General features: G+C 45.2%; 16 protein-coding genes. 2 read left to right on the top strand and 14 right to left on the bottom strand.

What is annotated here, in order from left to right; all coding sequences use genetic code 11:
- Window positions 1-27 precede the first annotated feature (27 nt).
- From CSV60_RS05710 to parE, 11 genes are all read right to left on the bottom strand, one after another.
- Complete coding sequence (locus CSV60_RS05710) at window positions 28-1,470, bottom strand: MFS transporter (protein WP_099636272.1); 1,443 nt, start codon at window positions 1,468-1,470, stop codon at window positions 28-30.
- 160 nt (window positions 1,471-1,630) lie between these two features.
- Window positions 1,631-3,118 carry an aldehyde dehydrogenase family protein gene (locus CSV60_RS05705; RefSeq protein ID WP_099636271.1) on the bottom strand — a complete coding sequence of 496 codons (1,488 nt, stop codon included), beginning with the start codon at window positions 3,116-3,118 and terminating at the stop codon, window positions 1,631-1,633.
- Window positions 3,119-3,136: 18 nt separating this feature from the next.
- Window positions 3,137-4,270, bottom strand: coding sequence for an acyl-CoA dehydrogenase family protein (locus CSV60_RS05700; RefSeq protein ID WP_099636270.1), 1,134 nt, complete (start codon window positions 4,268-4,270; stop codon window positions 3,137-3,139).
- Between the two features lie 20 nt (window positions 4,271-4,290).
- On the bottom strand, window positions 4,291-5,487 hold the full coding sequence (locus CSV60_RS05695; RefSeq protein WP_099632310.1) for an acyl-CoA dehydrogenase family protein: 1,197 nt from the start codon (window positions 5,485-5,487) through the stop codon (window positions 4,291-4,293).
- Window positions 5,488-5,518: 31 nt separating this feature from the next.
- A complete protein-coding gene (locus CSV60_RS05690) occupies window positions 5,519-5,956 on the bottom strand; it encodes a Zn-ribbon domain-containing OB-fold protein (protein ID WP_099636269.1) in 438 nt (145 codons plus the stop codon).
- Between the two features lie 11 nt (window positions 5,957-5,967).
- Complete coding sequence (locus CSV60_RS05685) at window positions 5,968-7,128, bottom strand: thiolase C-terminal domain-containing protein (RefSeq protein ID WP_099636268.1); 1,161 nt, start codon at window positions 7,126-7,128, stop codon at window positions 5,968-5,970.
- A 28-nt stretch (window positions 7,129-7,156) separates the two neighbouring features.
- The gene (locus CSV60_RS05680) at window positions 7,157-7,582 is read right to left on the bottom strand and encodes a MaoC/PaaZ C-terminal domain-containing protein (RefSeq protein WP_099636267.1); all 426 of its coding nucleotides are present in this window, start codon (window positions 7,580-7,582) and stop codon (window positions 7,157-7,159) included.
- Window positions 7,583-7,597: 15 nt separating this feature from the next.
- Window positions 7,598-8,041: an FAS1-like dehydratase domain-containing protein gene (locus CSV60_RS05675; RefSeq protein WP_099636266.1), complete on the bottom strand. Its 444-nt coding sequence runs from the start codon at window positions 8,039-8,041 to the stop codon at window positions 7,598-7,600.
- Window positions 8,042-8,055: 14 nt separating this feature from the next.
- Window positions 8,056-10,209 carry an acetate--CoA ligase family protein gene (locus CSV60_RS05670; protein WP_233189546.1) on the bottom strand — a complete coding sequence of 718 codons (2,154 nt, stop codon included), beginning with the start codon at window positions 10,207-10,209 and terminating at the stop codon, window positions 8,056-8,058.
- A gap of 369 nt (window positions 10,210-10,578) precedes the next feature.
- The gene (gene parC / locus CSV60_RS05665; RefSeq protein ID WP_099636265.1) at window positions 10,579-13,005 is read right to left on the bottom strand and encodes a DNA topoisomerase IV subunit A; all 2,427 of its coding nucleotides are present in this window, start codon (window positions 13,003-13,005) and stop codon (window positions 10,579-10,581) included.
- Window positions 13,002-15,017 (bottom strand): DNA topoisomerase IV subunit B, encoded by a 2,016-nt coding sequence (gene parE / locus CSV60_RS05660; protein ID WP_233189545.1) that lies wholly within the window; start codon window positions 15,015-15,017, stop codon window positions 13,002-13,004. Before parE ends, parC begins: the two co-directional genes overlap by 4 nt.
- 231 nt (window positions 15,018-15,248) lie before the next feature.
- On the opposite strand from parE, the gene plsY reads away from it, so the two are divergent.
- Together plsY and CSV60_RS05650 are read left to right on the top strand one after the other, a co-directional pair.
- A complete protein-coding gene (plsY, locus tag CSV60_RS05655) occupies window positions 15,249-15,851 on the top strand; it encodes a glycerol-3-phosphate 1-O-acyltransferase PlsY (protein ID WP_099632303.1) in 603 nt (200 codons plus the stop codon).
- Between the two features lie 28 nt (window positions 15,852-15,879).
- Window positions 15,880-16,173 carry a HesB/YadR/YfhF family protein gene (locus CSV60_RS05650; protein ID WP_099636263.1) on the top strand — a complete coding sequence of 98 codons (294 nt, stop codon included), beginning with the start codon at window positions 15,880-15,882 and terminating at the stop codon, window positions 16,171-16,173.
- 28 nt (window positions 16,174-16,201) lie between these two features.
- Here the strand turns inward: CSV60_RS05650 and CSV60_RS05645 are convergent, their stop codons facing one another.
- The 3 genes from CSV60_RS05645 to acnA all read right to left on the bottom strand — a co-directional run bounded on the left by CSV60_RS05645 (window position 16,202) and on the right by acnA (window position 19,980).
- Window positions 16,202-16,519, bottom strand: coding sequence for a hypothetical protein (locus CSV60_RS05645; RefSeq protein ID WP_099636262.1), 318 nt, complete (start codon window positions 16,517-16,519; stop codon window positions 16,202-16,204).
- The gene (locus CSV60_RS05640; RefSeq protein ID WP_099632300.1) at window positions 16,519-16,944 is read right to left on the bottom strand and encodes an acyl-CoA thioesterase; all 426 of its coding nucleotides are present in this window, start codon (window positions 16,942-16,944) and stop codon (window positions 16,519-16,521) included. Before CSV60_RS05640 ends, CSV60_RS05645 begins: the two co-directional genes overlap by 1 nt.
- A 321-nt stretch (window positions 16,945-17,265) precedes the next feature.
- The gene (gene acnA / locus CSV60_RS05635; protein WP_099632299.1) at window positions 17,266-19,980 is read right to left on the bottom strand and encodes an aconitate hydratase AcnA; all 2,715 of its coding nucleotides are present in this window, start codon (window positions 19,978-19,980) and stop codon (window positions 17,266-17,268) included.
- Window positions 19,981-20,099 lie beyond the last annotated feature (119 nt).

Here is a 20,099-nt window from a genome sequence, read left to right as displayed (position 1 = left end):
ACTCCTCTCTATACTTTGCATCACAATTTATTTGATTTCTTCAGTTTGTAACGCTTTCGGCACAACGTTCGTATCGATCAAATCGGCTTCACTCGTGTGGATGCCAGGAATTGCTCGAGGAATCAACGGCAGGAATAACAATGCAATGACGATGAAGCCCATTATTACCCACGATGTATTCACTATTGCTCCTACATTATTACCGCTTGCAGAGAAGATCGAGAAAGCAACGAGAGCTAATGATGCACCCATTCTCTGTGCAAGGTTCTCAATTACCGTATTCGTAAATGTCACGACATTCATTCGTTCCGTTGAAGCTTTGGATACGACAAGACCTTTCACTACGGGTGTTTGGAAACCTACACCGATACCGACCAGACTCATAGCAATGAACAAATACGTAAACGATGTAGTAAGTGTCACGAAATTCAACATGATGATTCCGGAAGCAAAGACGAGAATTCCTGATCCCATAATCAATCGCGCTGACAGTTTCTTCATAATTCTTCCGCTTAAATAAGCTGCGACCGATGTTCCTAGGAATACAGCCATCTGCAGGAAGCCTACTGTTGTAGCGGCTTTTCCTTGTACGTTCTGTACAAAGAAAGTTAATAAGTACATCACACCCGAGTAACCAAGGAAGATGAATACAGCAATCGTCGTAGGTACCCAGAAGTTCCGATTCGCCACGTACTCCAAATCGAGCAACGGTGCTTTTTGTTTTTTCTCTACAAAGATCAAGATGATCAACGCAGTGACGAATACTAGCAATGAGGGAATCCACATTCCTGATTCGATTCCGAAGCTGTTGATGAATGTTGGAATCGTCAGCAAACCGAGCAATAAAGCGATGACAAAAATCAATCCGAGAACATCCAGCTTCTTACGTGCTTGTACTTTGACATGTGGAACAAAAGCAAAGAGTGTAATGCCTAAACCACCTAGAACAGCAGTGAATATAAAGCTCGCTTGCCAGTTCGCCGTGTCGACGATCATACCGCTAATAACCGGACCGAAGACTGCACCAATTGTGATGAACGCCGCAAACGTTCCAATCGCTTTCGCGCGTTGCGTCCCGACCATGAATTTACCCGCATAGGCAATTCCCGATGGTGCAATCGCCGCACCCGAGATGCCTTTAAAGAATAAACCGAGAACGAGCACCCAGAAAGAAAACGAGAATGCTACGAGCAATGATCCGACGACCATGAACATACCGCCAATTAGGATGACGATCTTCAATCCGAACGAATCGCCAATCCATCCAAGTAGAGGCTGGAATCCTGTTAAACCAACAGCCAGACCCAGTTGCATCCACACCGCGTATCCTGGCGTCAGATTAAATTCCGCCAGCATATGCGGGTATGCGGGAAGATGGGTTGCTAAACTTAACATAATAAAGAATGCTCCGAAACTTATGAATAAAAAACCTCTATTAATCGATTGATCTTTCAATGCCGCTTCATTCATGTAGTGGCCTCCCTTTATCGATAGTGTCATAGTTTTTACAAGCTTTATTCATTATGTCAAATCTAGTTGTGGTTTAAAGTGAAGATCTGCAGAAGGAGATTTCGATATGCTTGGCGCAAAACCGAAGCTCTCCTGCCACAGATCAGACGTTATGGACTGTTTACCGGATATTGATGACACAAGCTTTTTCTACTGTATAATCCAGAACCGAGTCTGTACCGTAACCGCTCTCTTTAACGCCGCTAAACGGAAGATCTGCACCTACTCTAGCGTACGTATTGACCCAGACATTACCTGCTTGAAGCTTATCAATCATACGATGTGCAAGACTGAGATTTTGTGTCCATACACCCGCTGCCAGGCCAAAATTCGTGTCATTCGCGATTTGAATGGCTTCATCTTCCGTATCAAACGGAATAGCAACCGCCACAGGACCGAAAATTTCTTCACGAGCTAGTTTTGAACTGTTGTCAGCTACTTTAACGAGCGTAGGCTGCACCCAATAACCATCCGCAAATTCTGGTTGTCCCGGTAGAACAGCTTCTCCACCGTACTTCCCTCCGAAGACGACTTCATACTCTTCTTTTGATGCCTCATCGATAAACCCGCATACCGACTGATATTGCGCTTCGTTCGCGATAGGCCCCATAGTGTTGTTCATATCCAGCGTATCACCGTGTTTGACGAATTCATTGTCCGTCATCAACTCTTGTAAACGACCAATCACTTCGTCATAAATGGATCGCTGGATTAGCATGCGTGAACCTGCTACACAAATCTGGCCAGAGTTCGGTGTGAAGATGCCGTTGATCAATCCGTGTACCGCTTGATCGATGTCCGCATCTTCAAAGACGATATTCGGAGATTTCCCCCCGAGTTCAAAGATCAACGACTTCGGTGAATGCGCAGTCGCTTTTGTGATGCGCTCCGCTGTTGCCTTCGATCCTGTCAAACTCACTTTATTCACTTCTTTGTGAGAGACTAGGTAATCCCCGATTTCACGACCCGCACCCGAAATGACATTCAGTACGCCAGGCGGTAAAATGTGTGAAATCAAGTCCCCATATCGCAATGAACCGACCGCCGCACTCTCAGACGGTTTTATGATGACTGTATTCCCTGCCGCTAGCGCATAGGCAGCCTTAATCGTAAAGGTGAACAAAGGTGCGTTCCAAGGTAAAATTCCGACTACTACCCCGTATGGCTTACGTGAGGTGAAACCAAAATCTCCAGTGCCCATTTGTACTGTACGACCTTGTGCACCTACGAGAGATGCCGCTCCCGCTGCGTCGTACCAGACCTGCTTTAGCACTTCCGCCAAATACTGATACTCATCTAGTACCCAGCCGTTATTACGCGTTTCAAGTTCAAGCAACTCCGCAGCATACTCGGGAATCATATCCCCGATCTTGCGCAGATAATCGCCGCGTGTACGGGCGGGTAGATTCGCCCAGTCATCGAATGCTGCGCGTGCTGCTTGGATGACCCGTTCCGCGTCTTCCTTTTTACTAGAAGGAATGGTTGCCCATACTTCCGCTGTAGATGGATCGATACTGTTTGATACAGCTCCGTCTTGCGCCTGTACGGACTGGCCGTTGATGATATTGCCGTAAGTCGTCAATTTGGATTTCTCGGATACGTTCGTCATATGTTTTCCTCCTTCAAATTACCAGCCTAGTGATGCGACTACTTTTTCTTGATAGAAAGGGGTGGAACCTAAATACTGATCATAATAGCGAGCGCGTTTGACAAATAGATGGCAATCGATTTCTTCCGTGAATCCGATTCCACCGTGGATTTGGATGTTATGTGCCGAGACTTCGATGAATTTCTCCGTCGCATATGTACGGGCGCTGTAAACTGCTGCTTCTCGATCGAACTCGTCTGTGTCTACTACCCAGTTGGCATAATGGCTTAGTGAGCGGGCAATCTCCAAATGTACTTTCATATTGACGATACTGTGTTTGATCGCCTGGAAACGTCCGATCGCTTGGCCGAACTGCTCCCGAATCTTCGCATATTCCGTCGCCATATGGACAACACTTTCCATTGCACCGACAATGTATGAACTTAGTGCGGCATTGAAGTACAACAGACCTTCTTGAAGCTGCATCCATCCCTTGTCTACTTCACCTATAATTTGATCTTCTTTGATGATTAGATGATTGAATTCAATTTTCGCCACATGTTTTGATTCGTCAAAGGAAGATAACTTCTCGATGTTCATCCCTTCTGTCTTGTCAATCAACACAAGAGACAATCCGTCTTCTTGATCCTCTTGATTGGTGCGTACCAATAGGAGGAAGGCATCTGCAAGTTCCGCTTCCGGTACAAGCGTCTTCGTGCCGTTTAGCACATACTGTCCGTCCTGTTGTACTAATGCACATTGGATACCTGCTGGGGAGAAGTCGTTGAAAGGCTCCAGTGCTGCGAATGAAACCAGTTTTTCTCCTGAGGCAATCGCTGGTAGATATTGTTGCTTCTGCTCCTCTGTTGCGTATTTCTTTAGCGTCGGTACTACCAACGCGGAAGTTTCCATGAACAAGCCAGGTACTAGTGAACGTCCCATCTCTTCGAATGTCGGAACGAGATCGAGTGCATCCAAGTCCATACCGTCATATTCTTCAGGAATGTTGATACCGCTGCATCCAAGTTCAGCTAATATCGTGTACACTTTCTTCAGGTTTTCCGGATTATTGTCAATCATTTCTCGAGCTAGTTGTGTACCGCCGAATGTATCCAACATTTTGCGGATATGTCCACGGAACATTTCTTGCTCTTCTGTTAATGAAAAGTCCATATTTCATCCCTCCAAATCTATTAACGACCCATGTCTTTCGGCAATCCTAGTACGCGCTCACCAATCGTATTGCGCTGTACTTCACTCGTACCGCCACCAATTGTCTGTCCGAATGAGGCGAGGAATACATGTTGCCACTTGGGATCCGCTACGGCATCTTTATCAAATAGCACGCCTTGATGTCCTTGAATCTCCACGGCAAATGCTGAGAGTGCTTGGTTCAATTCGGTTACTACCAATTTATCGATGGACGTTTCCGCTCCTGGTTGACCGTTCTTAATCGTAGTAGTTAGATTTTTATAGTAATTCAATAGCGATCCACGCACGCGGGCATAAAAATTCGCCAATTTTTGTCTGACTACAGGATTTTCAATCACTGGCTTTCCATTTACTTTATACTGCTGTGCCAGTTCCACGGTATCGTTGAATTGTTTTTCGAGTGTGAAGAGTTCCGCACCGATTCCTGTACGCTCATGGAGCATTAAGGCAATCAATACATGCCAGCCTGCGTCTACTTGTCCAACGATATCTGCATCGGTCGCCACAGCGTCTGTCATATACACTTCGTTAAAGTCTTTATGTCCGTCCATCTGCACGATCGGAACCGTTTCGACTCCCGGTTGGTGCATATCCATCATGAACACGGTAATTCCACGGTGTTTCTTTTCGGGATGCGTACTCGTTCTCGTCAACAGGAAACATTTATCCGCCACGTGGCCAAAACTTGTCCAGACTTTCTGACCATTGATAAGCCAGCGATCGCCGTCTTTTACCGCACGTGTTTTCAAGCCTGTTAAATCAGACCCTGCGCCAGGTTCTGAATAACCTTGGCACCATATTTCTTCGCCTGTTAAGATTTTTTTCAAATATTTCTCTTTTTGTTCATCCGTTCCGATATCGATCAATGTAGGACCTACCATATGGATCCCGATATAGTTGATGAGTGGCGGCGCTTTGACGCGTACCATTTCTTGGTGGTAGATGATTTCTTCCATCAAGGTGGCGTTGCGACCGCCATATTCTTTTGGCCAAGCAATCGCTGCCCATCCGCCTTCATACAATTTATTTTGCCATGCACGTAACACGCGGGAGTATTCATCCAAGTCTTCCGGCAAGTCGCGTTTGCCTTCTAGCCAGCCTTCAGGAAGATTGGCTTCAAGCCATGTTCGTAGTTCGGTTCTAAATTTTTCTTCTTTTTTCGTGAAAGAGAAATCCATACTCGCTCATCCTTTCTATCTCGTCTATCGATCAGTTCGTAACGGGAATCCACTGTGGCAATGCACGGTCTTCCGTAATATCCACCCATATCATTTGGATCGGCATCCCGATTTCCAAATCTTTTTCCTGGCAATTCAAGAGATTGCCCATGATTTTCACTTCCGGCACTTTGTCGAGCTGTGCAAGGGCGATAATCGTCGGTAACTCATCCTGGAAGCCTGGTAAGAATGGGCGGTAGGAAACCACGTACGAATAGACTGTAGCTTTAATATCGTCGCCGAACTGTTCCCAGCTGACGTTTTCACTTCCGCATTTTGCGCACGTAGGGCCTGGCGGTTGTGAGTATGCATGACAATCATCACATTTTTGCAGAGCCAGTTGGTGTTGGTCCGCTGCATCCCAGTACGGAGCATTATCTATATCTTTCAATGGAATAGGTTTTTGGTAAGCAGTCCTTGCTTGTGTCATAGTGATTCCTCCTAGTTTCGTAAGATCATGGCGCCTGCGATATCCGGTCCGGCCCAGCCGGTACAAATACCGATCTTGCAATCTTCTACTTGGCGGTCGGTTCCTTCGTAGTCATGGCGCAACTGTCTGACGATTTCAATCGCATTGTTCATTCCGTGTGTGTATCCTTCAGATAACATGCCGCCCGCTGTATTGGTTGGCAGTTTACCGCCGATCTTCAAGTTACCTTCTGCAACGAAATCTCCCACTTCTCCGCGTTTCGCAAATCCGTATGCTTCAAGCTGTCGCATAACAACCCAGCTGAAACAATCATAGATGGAGGCAACATCAATATCGTCCGGTGTCACACCCGCATTTTCATAGAGCTCTACCGCTACGTAATCAGAAGCGACTTGGTCGATATCATTCCAGTAGTGCGCGTGCGGATGACATTGTCTTGCCGCCATTCCCATGATATAGACCGGTTTCGACGCACAGTCTTTCGCTTTTTCAGCAGACGTTACGATGATCGCATTTCCTTCATCGAGTTCTAGGCATGAATCATGAATATTGAATGGAGAACTAATATCCGGTGTAGCGAGATAGTTTTCCATCGTTAACGGCTTCCCATGCAGGAATGCTTTTGGATTTCGTTGCGCATGTTCATAGAAGCTCAAGCACACATGCCCGAGATGTTCTTTCGTAATGCCCGTCTCATGCATATGACGTGTCGCATACATGCCGAACCATTGCGATGGGCTGGCCGATCCGTACGGAATCACGAAGCTTCCGCCTGCGAGTGCTCCTTGTAGCATATCGGGATCATATCCGCGACCTACACGAGTCCCGGAGCTTCCGTTCATCGAACGATAGATTAATACCGTGTTCAGCTGGCCTGCTTCAATGAGCGCCACTGCATCCGCAATGAGCATTTCCGTACTCGCTCCGCCCCCCTGGATATCCTTCACATATTTCGGTCGAACACCTAGATAGGTGGCCAATTGATGGGATGTACAGGAATCCCCTTCGTTATAGTTCATGAATCCGTCGATGTCCATCGCCTTCAAGCCCGCATCTTTGATTGCTGCGTTGGCCGCATCGAGCGCCAAGTGCAGAGGCGTGGTTCCCGATTTTCTTGAGCGTTCGCTCTCTCCTACGCCTACAATGGCATAGCGGTCCTTAATAGTTCCCATAGCTATATTCCCCCTATTTCACGTCTGTTTATGTCAGTTGTAAGATCGCGCTGCCTGATCCGACCACTTCGCCCGATACTTTCTCGGCCGTCAAATCTAGTGCGATCCTCCGCTTGCCCTCTTCTTCATATGTTCGATTGACTACACCCGAGCAGCGTATTTCATCGCCCGGTACCGTCATTTTGCCGAAACGCATCTTGAAATTTACCACGCGTGCTTTCTTGCCAGCAATTTTCATCACATACTCCCCAAGGAAACCCATGACGAGCATGCCGTGCGCTATGACTCCATCCATTCCGATTTTCTGCGCAAACCCATCGTCCAGATGCAACGGATTAAAATCCCCGGAAGCACCTGCATATTGTGCGAGTTGCACTTTCGTAATCGGTGGCTTCACCATCGGTTCCAGTTTCTGATCCGCGATCCATTCTTCCAACACCCAGTCTTTGATCATCTGAAGTCCCTCCCATTAGTTTTTCGCTGCGCGATAGACGATATTCATTCGGCTAATACAGACGAGTTCGCCTGCCTTGTCTTTCATTTCCGTATCGAGCTTCAGGAACTGCATCTTGCCGCTCTTTCCTTCTTTGTCATACAGATCACGTACTTTGATCTGGCAACGTAGTTGATCGCCTATGCGGATTGGTTTGTAGTAAAGGAATTCCTGCTCACCGTGTAGCATCCGGCGGTGGTCCAGTTGTAAGGGCATTTTGACTTTGCCGTCGTTCATCGCAATCGGGAATGTCGGTGGGACAATTAGCCCGACGTACGCCGACTCCTTCGCATACTGGTCGTCCGTATAGAGTGGATTGTCGTCTCCAATGGCAGTGACGAACTGGCCAACATGCCGACTTTCTACTTCAAACACGTATTCATCGCTCGTTAAGCCTACAACGCTTTTATCCAAGTCCATTTTCCATCCTCCTCTCATTTCGTGATGATCAATGCATCTGCCGCTACAATTCCGTCTTCGTAAACGATAAACGGGTTAATGTCTATTTCCTGAATGATATCCGAGTAGTCTTCAATTAATCTGGAAACTTTCAGTAACACGTCGATGATTGCTTCTTGATCGACGGGCTTTTTATTGCGTACGCCTTGTAGGATTTGATAGCCCTTCAAGCTTTCCATCATATCGATAGCATCTTGTCTTGTAATCGGTGCGACACGGAATGATACATCTTTGAAGACTTCTACAAAGACACCGCCGAGACCAAACATAATGACAGGACCGAATGTCGGATCACTCGTTACACCAACGATGACTTCCACGCCTTCCGGCAACATTTCCTGGATGGATATGCCGTGAAGGTCCGCTGTCGGGCAATGTTCTTTTGCACTGCCGTAGATTTCCTTGAAAGCCTGGCGTACTTCCACCCCGTTCTGGACATTCAGCCGAATGCCGTTGACTTCCGTCTTATGCGGAATATCAGGCGAATCGATTTTCATGACGACCGGATACCCCATGTGATTCGCAACTTGTACCGCGTCATCCGCCGACTTGGCAGTGATTCGCTTCGCTGTGCGAATACCGTATGCGGAGAGGATTTCGCTCGACTGTGATTCGCTCAACGTTTGACTGGCGGGTAACAAGTGCCGGATGTTCGATACGTCTAGTTCTGTTTTTGTAGGCTCGTCGCTGATTTTATGCGCCTTTCTGTATGCCTCTGCATACTCCACTAATTTTGCCAACGAGCGGATAGGATTCATATCACCGAGAATAAACGGAATGCCGTTATCCTCGAGATACTGAACACCTTTTGGAATCGACATGCCTTTTAGCGGGAAGTTCGATATCATCACGAACTTATCCGAGTTCTTGCAGATCTCAACGAATTCCTGAAGAAGCGGCGTGTTTTCATCCCAGTGAATAGGGAACTCAGGAAATAAGATGATGTCCGTATCGGGATCCTTGACGAGTACTTTTAATGGTGCGAGATACAATTCCGGATTGGTGATCGATGCGGCTGCGGTTAAATCAACCGGGTTGGAAGCGCTTGCAAAATCGGGAATGTTTTTCTCGATATCTTTTCGCACTTTATCGCTTAGCGCACGGATGTTTAATCCGTACGACTCACAACGATCCGCTTCGTTGATTCCTCTGCCGCCTGAACTCGTGACGATCACGGTATTTTTGCCTGTCGGGAGTTTATTGGCCAAGAATAATTTAGAGAATGAAAGAATGTCATCGTAATCGTCTGCACGCACAATGCCCGCTTGCTTGAAGAATCCGTCATACACTTGATCAGCACCCGCCAATGAGCCAGTATGTGATGCCGCTGCACGACTGCCTGCGCTGCTTCGTCCAGACTTCATGATGACGATCGGTTTATTGATTTGAAGCGCGAATTTCGCTAGTTTCCGTAACTTCGCTGCGTTTTTCTCGCCTTCCAAATAGCCGCTTGCTACTTTTGTTTTCGGATCATGCAACATGTATTCAATGACGTCAGAGAAGCTTACATCGACTTCATTGCCGACACTGACGAAGTAATTAAATGTCAATCCATGTTGAGCTGCCGCAATATACGTCAACACGCCAAACGCGCCACTTTGCGTAACAAATCCCACTTCACGTTTCTTGCCAAGCGGCACATTCGTAAGTCCTGGAGAGAATGTCCCCATCAAGCCATTTGTTGTATTGAGAAGGCCTACACAGTTTGGGCCGATCAATCGCATATCGTATTGTTCAGCGATTTCTTTCAGGCGGTTTTGTGCAATCATTCCTTCTTCGCCGATCTCCGAGTAGCCGGATGCAAAAACAATCGCCGCCTTGACACCGCTTTCACCACAATCGATCAAACATTTCTCCACCTGATGAATGCCGACACAGAGAATAGCCAAATCGACTGGTTCGGGTGTATCGCCTACGCTTGCGTAACAAGGTAATTCCCCAATCTCTTTCGCTGTAGGATGGATGGGGTAGATCTCGCCTTCAAAGCCTGCGTCTAGTAGCGCTTTCAATTGCAAGTAACCTATTTTATTCGTGTTTTCCGAAGCACCTAGTACGGCTACTCTTTTTGGGTTGAATAAGGGATCTAGATCCATATTCGATGGTAGTACTTCATTCATCATTTTCATCATCTCTTCACCTCTATGCTTTCTTATCATCTATTTACTGGCTTGAGTAGAATCATAGCAAAGGGGGTTTTCCATTATCTTTTCTTTTTTGCGTTAAATAATTAATGTTATTAGGAGTGGAATTATTAAATGAACAGACGCCCATCGCCTGATGTGTAAGCACTTTTTTATTTCTTATTTTCTGACTAGTGAAGATAGACCCGACTTTTGTGCAAGATGGGCACGACTTTAAAGAGAGATGAGCGCTTTTTCTATGGAAGTTCGGGGTGATGGTGCATCGTTTGTGAAAGGTTTTTTGTAATCTGTGACGTAAAACAACGCAAAAAAGCGTCCCATGAAGTGTTCTGACTTCATGGGACGCTTTCTAATTCGTTATTGACTATCCTTCTTCACCGTCACTACTTGCACGATTTGTCCGTCTTTCGCTTCGTCCACTACAGAACTTCCTGTAGACTGGCGATTAGAATTTTTTATCGACATTGGCTCCACCTCTATCTTTAGACCTTTAGACGTGTGAATCACGAACTCTTCATCGTCTTTCACAAGCTTCATATCTACCACTCGATATGGATTGGATTTGAGTTCTTTAATGATTGTGACACCTCGTAGTGCTCTAGAGCTTGTCTCGAATTCTGAAATGTTCATTCTTTTTACAGTTCCACGCTGTGTCGCTACAAATACATTACGTGCTTGCTCTGTAATCACTTCAAAGGCCACCAACTCGTCCCCGGCTTTAAGATTAATGCCCTTGACGCCGCCTGTACGTATACCAGTAATGGCGAGCTCTGACAAGGAAAATCGTAGTGAATAAGCTTGTTTACTTACCAATAATACGTCTTCTTTACCCGTTATAACCCGTGCACCCACCAATCGATCGTCTTTTTTGACGTTCATTGCTTTGAATGTACGGTTAAAACGTTGCACTTGGAAGTCAGTCAGTTTCGATATTTTCACATTCCCATTGGATGAAGCAGTTAAAACACTGCTATTTTCATCAAATTTTTCAAGGGCGATCACGTCTACCAGCTCTTCACCTGGTTCAAGTCCGCAAATACTGGATAGATGCTGCCCTAAGTCACGCCAGCGGATCTCTGGCAGCTCGTGGACTGGTTGGTAGATGTAATTACCGAATGATGTGAACAACAGCAAGTGATGCTGTGTATTCAGTGCAGATTCGATTAGATTATAATCGTGTTCTCTCATTTCTTGACCTTTTCCACCCGAAGCGGAGTACGAACGCATGCTGGTGCGTTTGACATAACCGCCTTTTGTGACGGATACCATGACTTCTTCGCTAGGGATCAGAATATCGAGATCCACTTTCAGTTCCTCAATTTTTTCTTCAATCACGGAACGGCATGGTTCGGAAAATTGCTTGCGGATGGCTTTGATTTCTTTCACCAAAACAGATTTCAATTTAGCTTCGCTTGCAAGAACCGCTTCTAACTCTTGAATTAAATCACGTAGTTCTTGTTCCTCACGTTTTAATTCTGTTATGTCTGTATTCGTCAATCGGTATAATTGCAATGAAACGATGGCTTCTGCTTGAACTTCAGTGAATTCATAGGCATTGACCAAATTCAACTTCGCATCTTTCTTATCTTTTGACGCGCGAATGGTCTTAATGACTTCATCGAGGATCGATAGGGCTTTTATTAAGCCGTCTACGATATGTAATCGTTCTTTCGCTTTACGAATATCGAAGGTAGAACGTCGTGTAATGACCTCTTTTTGATGATCAATATACGCGTCCAGAAGCATCGGAAGAGACATTAACATCGGACGCCTACCCGCAATCGCAATCATATTGAAGTTGTACGTGATCTGTAAATCTGTATGCTTCAATAAAAACTGCATGATGGCTGTGCCGTCGATTTCTTTCTTTAACTCCACGACGATGCGCATTCCTGTACGGTCGGATTCATCACGAATTTCCGCAATACCGTCTAAACGACGGTCATGGCGCAGTTCATCCATCTTCTTCACTAAATTGGCTTTATTGACGTCATAGGGGATTTCCGTAATGACAATTTGAGATTTACCTGCTTTTAACTGCTCAATTTCCCACAACGCGCGGATAATGAAACGCCCTTTACCTGTCTTATAGGCAGTACGGATTCCATCTGTCCCTTGAATAATCGCACCTGTCGGGAAATCGGGCCCAGGAATGACTGTCATTAGCTCATCCACGCTGACATTCGGCTTTTTCAAGCGCATCAACACGGCATCGATCACTTCATGCAGGGCGTGAGGCGGAATATCGGTCGCGTACCCTGCAGAGATACCTGTAGAACCATTCACTAGCAAATTCGGGAAACGTCCAGGTAAAACGGTTGGTTCAAGTTCTGTATCGTCAAAGTTGAATGCAAAATCGACTGTTTCTTTGCGGATATCGCGCAACATCTCACTCGCGATAGCAGACAGTCGTGCTTCGGTGTAACGCATTGCGGCCGCGGAGTCTCCATCGACCGAACCATTATTTCCTTGCATATCTATCATTTCATGACGCAGTTTCCATGATTGACTCATCCGGACCATCGCATCGTAAACGGACGTATCACCGTGCGGGTGATAGTTACCGATTACGTTACCGACAGTTTTTGCGGATTTACGGAACGCTTTTTCATGTGTATTGCCTTCATGGAACATCGCATACAAAATACGACGTTGTACCGGCTTTAATCCGTCCCGTGCATCTGGAATTGCACGGTCTTGGATAATATATTTACTATAACGCCCAAAACGGTCACCAATTACTTCTTCCAAGGGCAGATCTTGAAACGTTTCTGACTGTGTCATTCCGTATCCCCCTCAACATGTATATATGCATTATCCAAAATATTATGTTCTTCAATCAAGCCGAAATCGACATTCTCTTCAATCCATTTACGACGTGGTTCGACTTTATCACCCATCAACGTGGTCACGCGACGCTCAGATTTCGCTCCATCTTCAATCGTCACACGGATCAACGTTCGTGTCGATGGATCCATCGTCGTTTCCCATAATTGATCCGCGTTCATCTCCCCAAGACCTTTGTAACGTTGAAGCATATAGCCTTTTCCAACTTTTTCGATAGCTTCCTCTAGATCATCATCCGTCCACGCATAAGCCAGCTTCTCATTTTTACCGGCACCTTTAAATACTTTGAATAAAGGCGGCAATGCGATATACACTTTACCTGCTTCAATTAACGGCTTCATATAGCGATAGAAGAACGTCAACAGTAGCACTTGAATGTGCGCACCATCGGTATCGGCATCGGTCATAATAATCACTTTGTCGTACGCAGCATCTTCGATTTGGAAATCAGCACCTACTCCACCACCGACTGCATGGATGATCGTGTTGATTTCTTCATTTTTCATAATGTCTTCGAGTTTCGCTTTTTCGGTATTGATGACTTTACCACGAAGCGGCAAAATTGCTTGGAACGTACGATCACGTCCCTGCTTTGCTGAACCGCCAGCGGAATCACCTTCAACTAGATACAACTCATTCTTCGCAGCATTACGTGATTGTGCCGGGGATAATTTACCGGATAACAATGTATCGGATTTTTTGCGTTTCTTGCCTGAACGCGCATCTTCACGCGCTTTTCGTGCGGCTTCACGTGCTTGATGTGCACGGATTGCCTTACGGACAAGATTTGCGCTCAGTTCCGCATTTTCTTCAAGGAAATACAGCATTTTTTGCGAAATGACGGCATCTGTCACCGTTCGTGCTTCACTCGTGCCGAGTTTACCTTTCGTTTGACCTTCAAACTGCAAGATTTCTTCCGGGATTCGTACGGAAACGATCGCCGCAATCCCTTCACGGATATCCGAGCCATCGAGATTTTTATCTTTTTCTTTCAATAAACCCGCTTTACGTGCATATTCATTCACCACACGTGTCATAGCAGCTTTGGCACCGGTTTCGTGCGTCCCTCCGTCTTTAGTTCGGACGTTGTTAACGAAGGAAAGAATCGTTTCAGCATAACCGTCGCTGAACTGGAACGCAAATTCGACTTCAATGCCGTCGACTTCACCTTCGAGGTATGCTACGTTATGTAGAACTTCTTTTTCTTCATTCAAATAGGCGACAAACGCTTCAATACCTGATTCGTAATGAAAGATATCTTGCTTATCTGTAGTTTCTTCTTTTAGCGTAATCTTTAAACCTTTCAATAGAAAAGCGGACTCACGCAATCTTTCTGCCAGTGTGTCATATTGATATTTAATTGTCGAGAAGATCGTCGTATCCGGTTTAAAATGGATCATGGTTCCTGTCTCTCGAGTTTTACCGATTTCTTCAAGTGTTGTAGTCGGTTTACCGCCATGCTCAAAGCGTTGGTGAAATTTCTTGCCTTCTCGATGGATCGTCACTTCTAGCCACTCGGACAATGCATTGACAACGGATGCTCCTACACCGTGTAAGCCACCACTCGTTTTGTAGCCGCCTTGCCCAAACTTTCCGCCCGCGTGCAAGACTGTCATAATTACTTCAGCAGTTGGTTTCCCTGACTCATGCTTCCCGGTCGGCATACCACGTCCGTAGTCTCGTACGCTGACACTGCCGTCTTTATGAATTGTGACGTCAATTTCATGACCGAAGCCAGCTAGTGCTTCATCCACCGAGTTATCCACTATTTCGTAGACTAAGTGATGCAGACCTCTTGTGTCGGTCGAACCGATGTACATTCCCGGCCTTTTTCGTACCGCTTCCAAGCCCTCTAAAATTTGAATGGAACTATCATCATACGTATTTTGTATTTTCTGTTTCGTCAAAATGAAACCCCCGTCAAACAAATGTTCTATTATTTTAATCATACATCTTCTGATAAACCTTGTCAAATCAACGTTTTGTTTCAGCTCAACCTATTGTATAGAAGAAATGTACGGAATGCAACGAGCAAACCATGACAACACACCGAACGATTTATGCGGAAATTCCTTTTTCCGGCTGTTCTTCATCTTCCTCCAGAATTCTATTATTGTCCAGAACTTATGCATCTGCTACACTAATAATAAAATAGTTTATCATGCATAAAGGGGTTCACTATGGAAAATTACGTTATCATTCTGGCAGCTTATTTGCTTGGCTCCATCCCTTCCGCTCTGTGGATCGGCAAACTTTTTTATGGAACGGATGTTAGACAACATGGCAGTGGAAACATGGGTGCGACGAATACATTTCGGGTACTCGGAAAAAAAGCTGGCATCGTCGTCACACTGCTAGACATCTTCAAAGGAACGGCGGCTGTCTTATTGCCGTTATGGCCAGTATTCCACGATACAGCGATTCATCCATTGATTCTTGGAGTCGTCGCAGTACTTGGACACATCTTCCCTATTTTTGCAGGACTAAGAGGCGGAAAAGCCGTTGCGACTTCTGGTGGAGTATTACTCGGTTATAATTGGCCCATTTTCTTATTAGTCGTCATTACGTTTTTAATTGCGTTAAAATTGACAAAGATGGTATCGTTAACATCCATCATCGTGTCTGTCATGGGACCACTATACTGTCTCATTTATTACTTTATGGGTGGCGATCTGTATTTATTTTTAGTCGTCGCACTGATGGGCCTTTTCATTTTTTATCGCCATCGTGACAATATTAGTCGGATTAAGAATGGATCTGAACCGAAAGTGAAATGGCTATAGACTTTTCACGGGAAAGGATGTATGGAGCATGAATATTCACCTATCCAAACAAGCCATTCATTGGTTTGAAGAAGAAATGGAAGTCGCTACAGGCGATTATGTAAAGTTTTTTGCGCGTTATGGCGGATCCAGTCCATTACATGAAGGTTTTTCCATAGGTATTACAAAAGAAGAACCAGACGAGCTGGCAGTCGAAAACGTCGTGAACGGCGTGCATTATTACATAGAAGAACGAGATCTTTGGTTCTTCGATGGACATGACTTGCATATTGATGCCGATTCGGCAACGGAAGAATTATCTTTTGACTATGAAGTAGCGTAAATTACAAGAAAAATGGTAAGCATCACTGCTATAAAGAGTGATGCTTACCATTTTTTAATCGGTGTAATTGATGTAATTGCCCTTCTTGCCTCAAAATTTCTACTTGACGTTCCCCAAGTAAATCGAAATGCGGATATTTTTCGCGTGCGTGGATCCATTCTGGCTGTAAACCGTATGTATTTCCCCACTTTATGAGCTTTTCGACATCACTGCATCCCGCTTTTGTGACAGTATTGACTGTCGGAAACCGGTCATCTAACCAATAATGTGTCAAAAACGCAATTTCCTCACGCTGTACCGCATTTTTCCACTCATTTAATTGCTGTCGATCGATTCCAAATGCCATCAGCCTTCGCCTCGCTGAATTTTCGTGTATGTTGCATCCCATTCCGGATGAATTTTGCGCAAGGATACTGGTCGGAAGTTTTCTTTTTTCACTACTACGTGCTCAGAAACACCGGTGGCGGCAATCGATCCGTCTGCATGCAGGATTTCATAGCCATAGACCGTACGTAGCTTGCCGTGCGACTCGACCCACGTTTTGACAGTAATGGTCTCACCGTATGTAATCGACGACTTATACTTCACTGACAGCTCGGTTACAGGCGCCAAGTAGCCGTCGCGCTCAAGCTGTGCATATTCGTATCCGAGATCTTTGATCAGTGTAGTCCGGCCAATTTCCATCCAAATTAAGTAGTTGGCATGGTAAACGACGCCCATCTGATCGGTTTCTGCGTAACGCACTTCGATTTCTTTTTCACTCGTAAACATGTGATCACCTCATGTTCTAGTATAGCGAACGGAAAAGTGAATTGCTTGTGATAGACATTATGGGAGTGGAAATTGTAGGTGGAGACGTGGAGACATGAGCGGATATAGCTTACGTATGAGCCGATACGGACCGTGCTAGAGCGGTGGTCTCGTATCATAGAGCGCTTGGCGGTATCCATAGAGCGGACACACATGAGCTATGAGCGCTTATTCGAATGAATGAGCGCCGACGCGATGGTTTTCACTATATCCCCGCTAGTCAAACTGTAAAACGCGAAAAAAGATGCCCGGCTTAGCCGAGCATCCTTCCTTATTTCTATATTACTTTGCTGCTAATTTATTACGTAGAACCATTTGAAGGATTCCGCCGTGACGGTAGTAGTCCACTTCAACTTCAGAGTCGAAACGAGCTAGTACTTCAAATTCAGTTTCCTTGCCGTCTGGAGCTTTCGCTGTAACTTTAAGGATTGAACGTGGTTTTACGCCTTCAGCGATATTCACACAGATTTCTTCTTCACCAGTTAAGCCTAGAGATTCAACGTTTTCACCATTGATGAATTGAAGTGGAAGTACACCCATCATCACTAGGTTAGAACGGTGAATACGCTCGAAGCTTTCTACGATAACTGTTTTGATGCCAAGCAAGTTGGTACCTTTTGCTGCCCAGTCACGTGAAGAACCCATTCCGTAGTCTTTACCACCAAGGATAGCTAGACCCGTACCGTCTTCTTGATACTTCATAGCTGCATCATAGATCGGCATAACTTCTTTGTTTGGCCAGTACGTAGTGAATCCACCTTCAGTGCCAGCTGCGATTTGGTTACGAATACGAATGTTCGCAAACGTTCCGCGCATCATGACTTCGTGGTTACCACGACGTGAACCGTAAGAGTTGAAGTTACGTGGCTCTACGCCATTTTCACGCAAGTAGAGACCAGCAGGTGTATTCAAACCGATAGCTCCTGCAGGTGAAATGTGGTCAGTCGTGATAGAATCACCGAACTTACCGATTACACGCAAGCCGTTAAGCGGTTCGATATCACCTGGTTCTTTCGAAAGGTTTTCGAAGAACGGTGGGTTTTGGATATACGTTGAAGACTCATCGAAATCGTATAGTGAATCGTCAGTCGTTTCAATTGCATTCCATGCTTCGTTTTCAGTGAATACGCGAGCATATTCTTTACGGAACAATTCAGGTGTAACTGTAGCGTTCAATACATCGTTAACTTCTTGTGTAGAAGGCCAGATGTCTTTGAAGAATACGTCGTTGCCGTCTTTATCTGTTCCGATTGGGTCTTTCGCAAAGTCAATGTTCACTGTTCCAGCTAGTGCATATGCTACAACTAGTGGAGGTGAAGCCAAGTAGTTCGCTTTCACAAATGGGTGTACGCGGCCTTCAAAGTTACGGTTACCTGATAGGACAGATGTAACGAGAAGATCTTCGTCACCAATTGTTTTTTCGATTTCCGGAAGCAATGGACCGGAGTTACCGATACATGTAGTACATCCGTAACCTACAGTGTTGAATCCGATTTGATCCAAGTAATCAGTTAGACCTGATTCGTTCAAGTAGCCTGTTACGACTTTTGAACCCGGTGCCAATGAAGTTTTAACGTATGCAGGAGGTGTAAGTCCTTTTTCAACAGCCTTCTTCGCAACCAATCCAGCCGCTAACATAACGTAAGGGTTAGATGTGTTTGTACAAGAAGTGATAGCTGCGATTGCAACGTCACCCGTTTTCAGCTCAACTTTACGTCCGTCTTCGAACTTAATTGTGCCTTTTTTCTTAAGCTCTTTTGGTGTTAAACCAAAGCCTTGTGTTCCTTCTGGAGCTACAACTGCGTCTTTGAACGACTGTTGCATTTCAGTCAATGGAATCAAGTCTTGTGGACGTTTAGGACCTGAAAGGTTTGCAGCGATGTCGCTAAGGTTGATTTCTACAACTTTAGTGAATGTCGGCTCTTCCTTTTCAGGAGTGAAGAACATATCGTTTTCGATCAAGTATTGCTTAACTACTGCAATATGCTCTTCGTCGCGGCCTGTTAAGCGCATATAGTTAAGTGATTCTTCGTCAACTGGGAAGAATCCACAAGTAGCACCATATTCAGGCGCCATGTTTGCGATTGTCGCACGGTCAGCAAGTGGCAATTTAGAAACGCCAGGGCCGAAGAACTCAACAAATTTACCTACAACGCCTTGCGCACGAAGGATTTGAGTTACTTTAAGCGCCAAGTCCGTTGCAGTTGTACCGTCTGGAAGATCGCCAACCAATTTTACACCGATAACTTCTGGAATTGGGAAATACGAAGGTTGTCCAAGCATTCCTGCTTCTGCTTCGATACCACCAACGCCCCATCCAAGTACACCGATACCGTTGATCATTGTTGTATGGGAGTCCGTTCCAACCAATGTATCTGGGTATGTTTCGAATGATCCATCTTCGTTTTCAACAGCGTGAACAACGTTTGCTAGATATTCAAGGTTTACTTGGTGAACGATACCCGTTGCAGGTGGTACTGCACGGTAGTTATCGTATGCTTTTTGTGCCCAGCTCAAGAACTGGTAACGCTCAGCATTACGTTCGAATTCAAGTTCCATATTTAGTTGTAGAGCTTCTGGCGTACCATAGCTATCTACTTGTACAGAGTGGTCAATTACTAGATCCACTGGAATTTCAGGATTGATCTCGTTTGGATCTCCACCTAGTTCGTTCATTGCAGAACGCAATGAAGCCAAGTCTACTACAACAGGAACTCCTGTGAAGTCTTGTAGAATTACACGTGAAGGTTTGAATGGAACTTCAGCGTCTGCGTTTTGTACAGTGCCCCATTTAGCCAAATCTTCTACATGGTCGTCCTTGATCACGTATCCGTCGTGTTGACGAAGTACGGATTCTAGTAATACTCTTACGGAATAAGGAAGTTTCGATACTTTTGTTAGTCCTGCTTCTTCTAAAGCTTTCAAACGGTAGTAGTTATACGTCTTGTCGTTTACTTTGAAAGACTGACGGCTATTATGCAAGTTGCTTTTTGCCATTTTATGTTTCCTCCCTTTATGTACTGAAAGACGAAAAGTTCCCATCTTTCCTCTACTCCATCTTAGTATAGCAAAGAACAATAGTAAAATACATATAATTTATAGGTATACATAAGAAA

The organism is Sporosarcina sp. P7 (assembly GCF_002743425.1).
GTDB lineage: Bacteria > Bacillota > Bacilli > Bacillales_A > Planococcaceae > Sporosarcina.
Note: the sequence above shows the minus strand (reverse complement) of the source record. Positions and strands in the feature narration are given on the sequence as shown.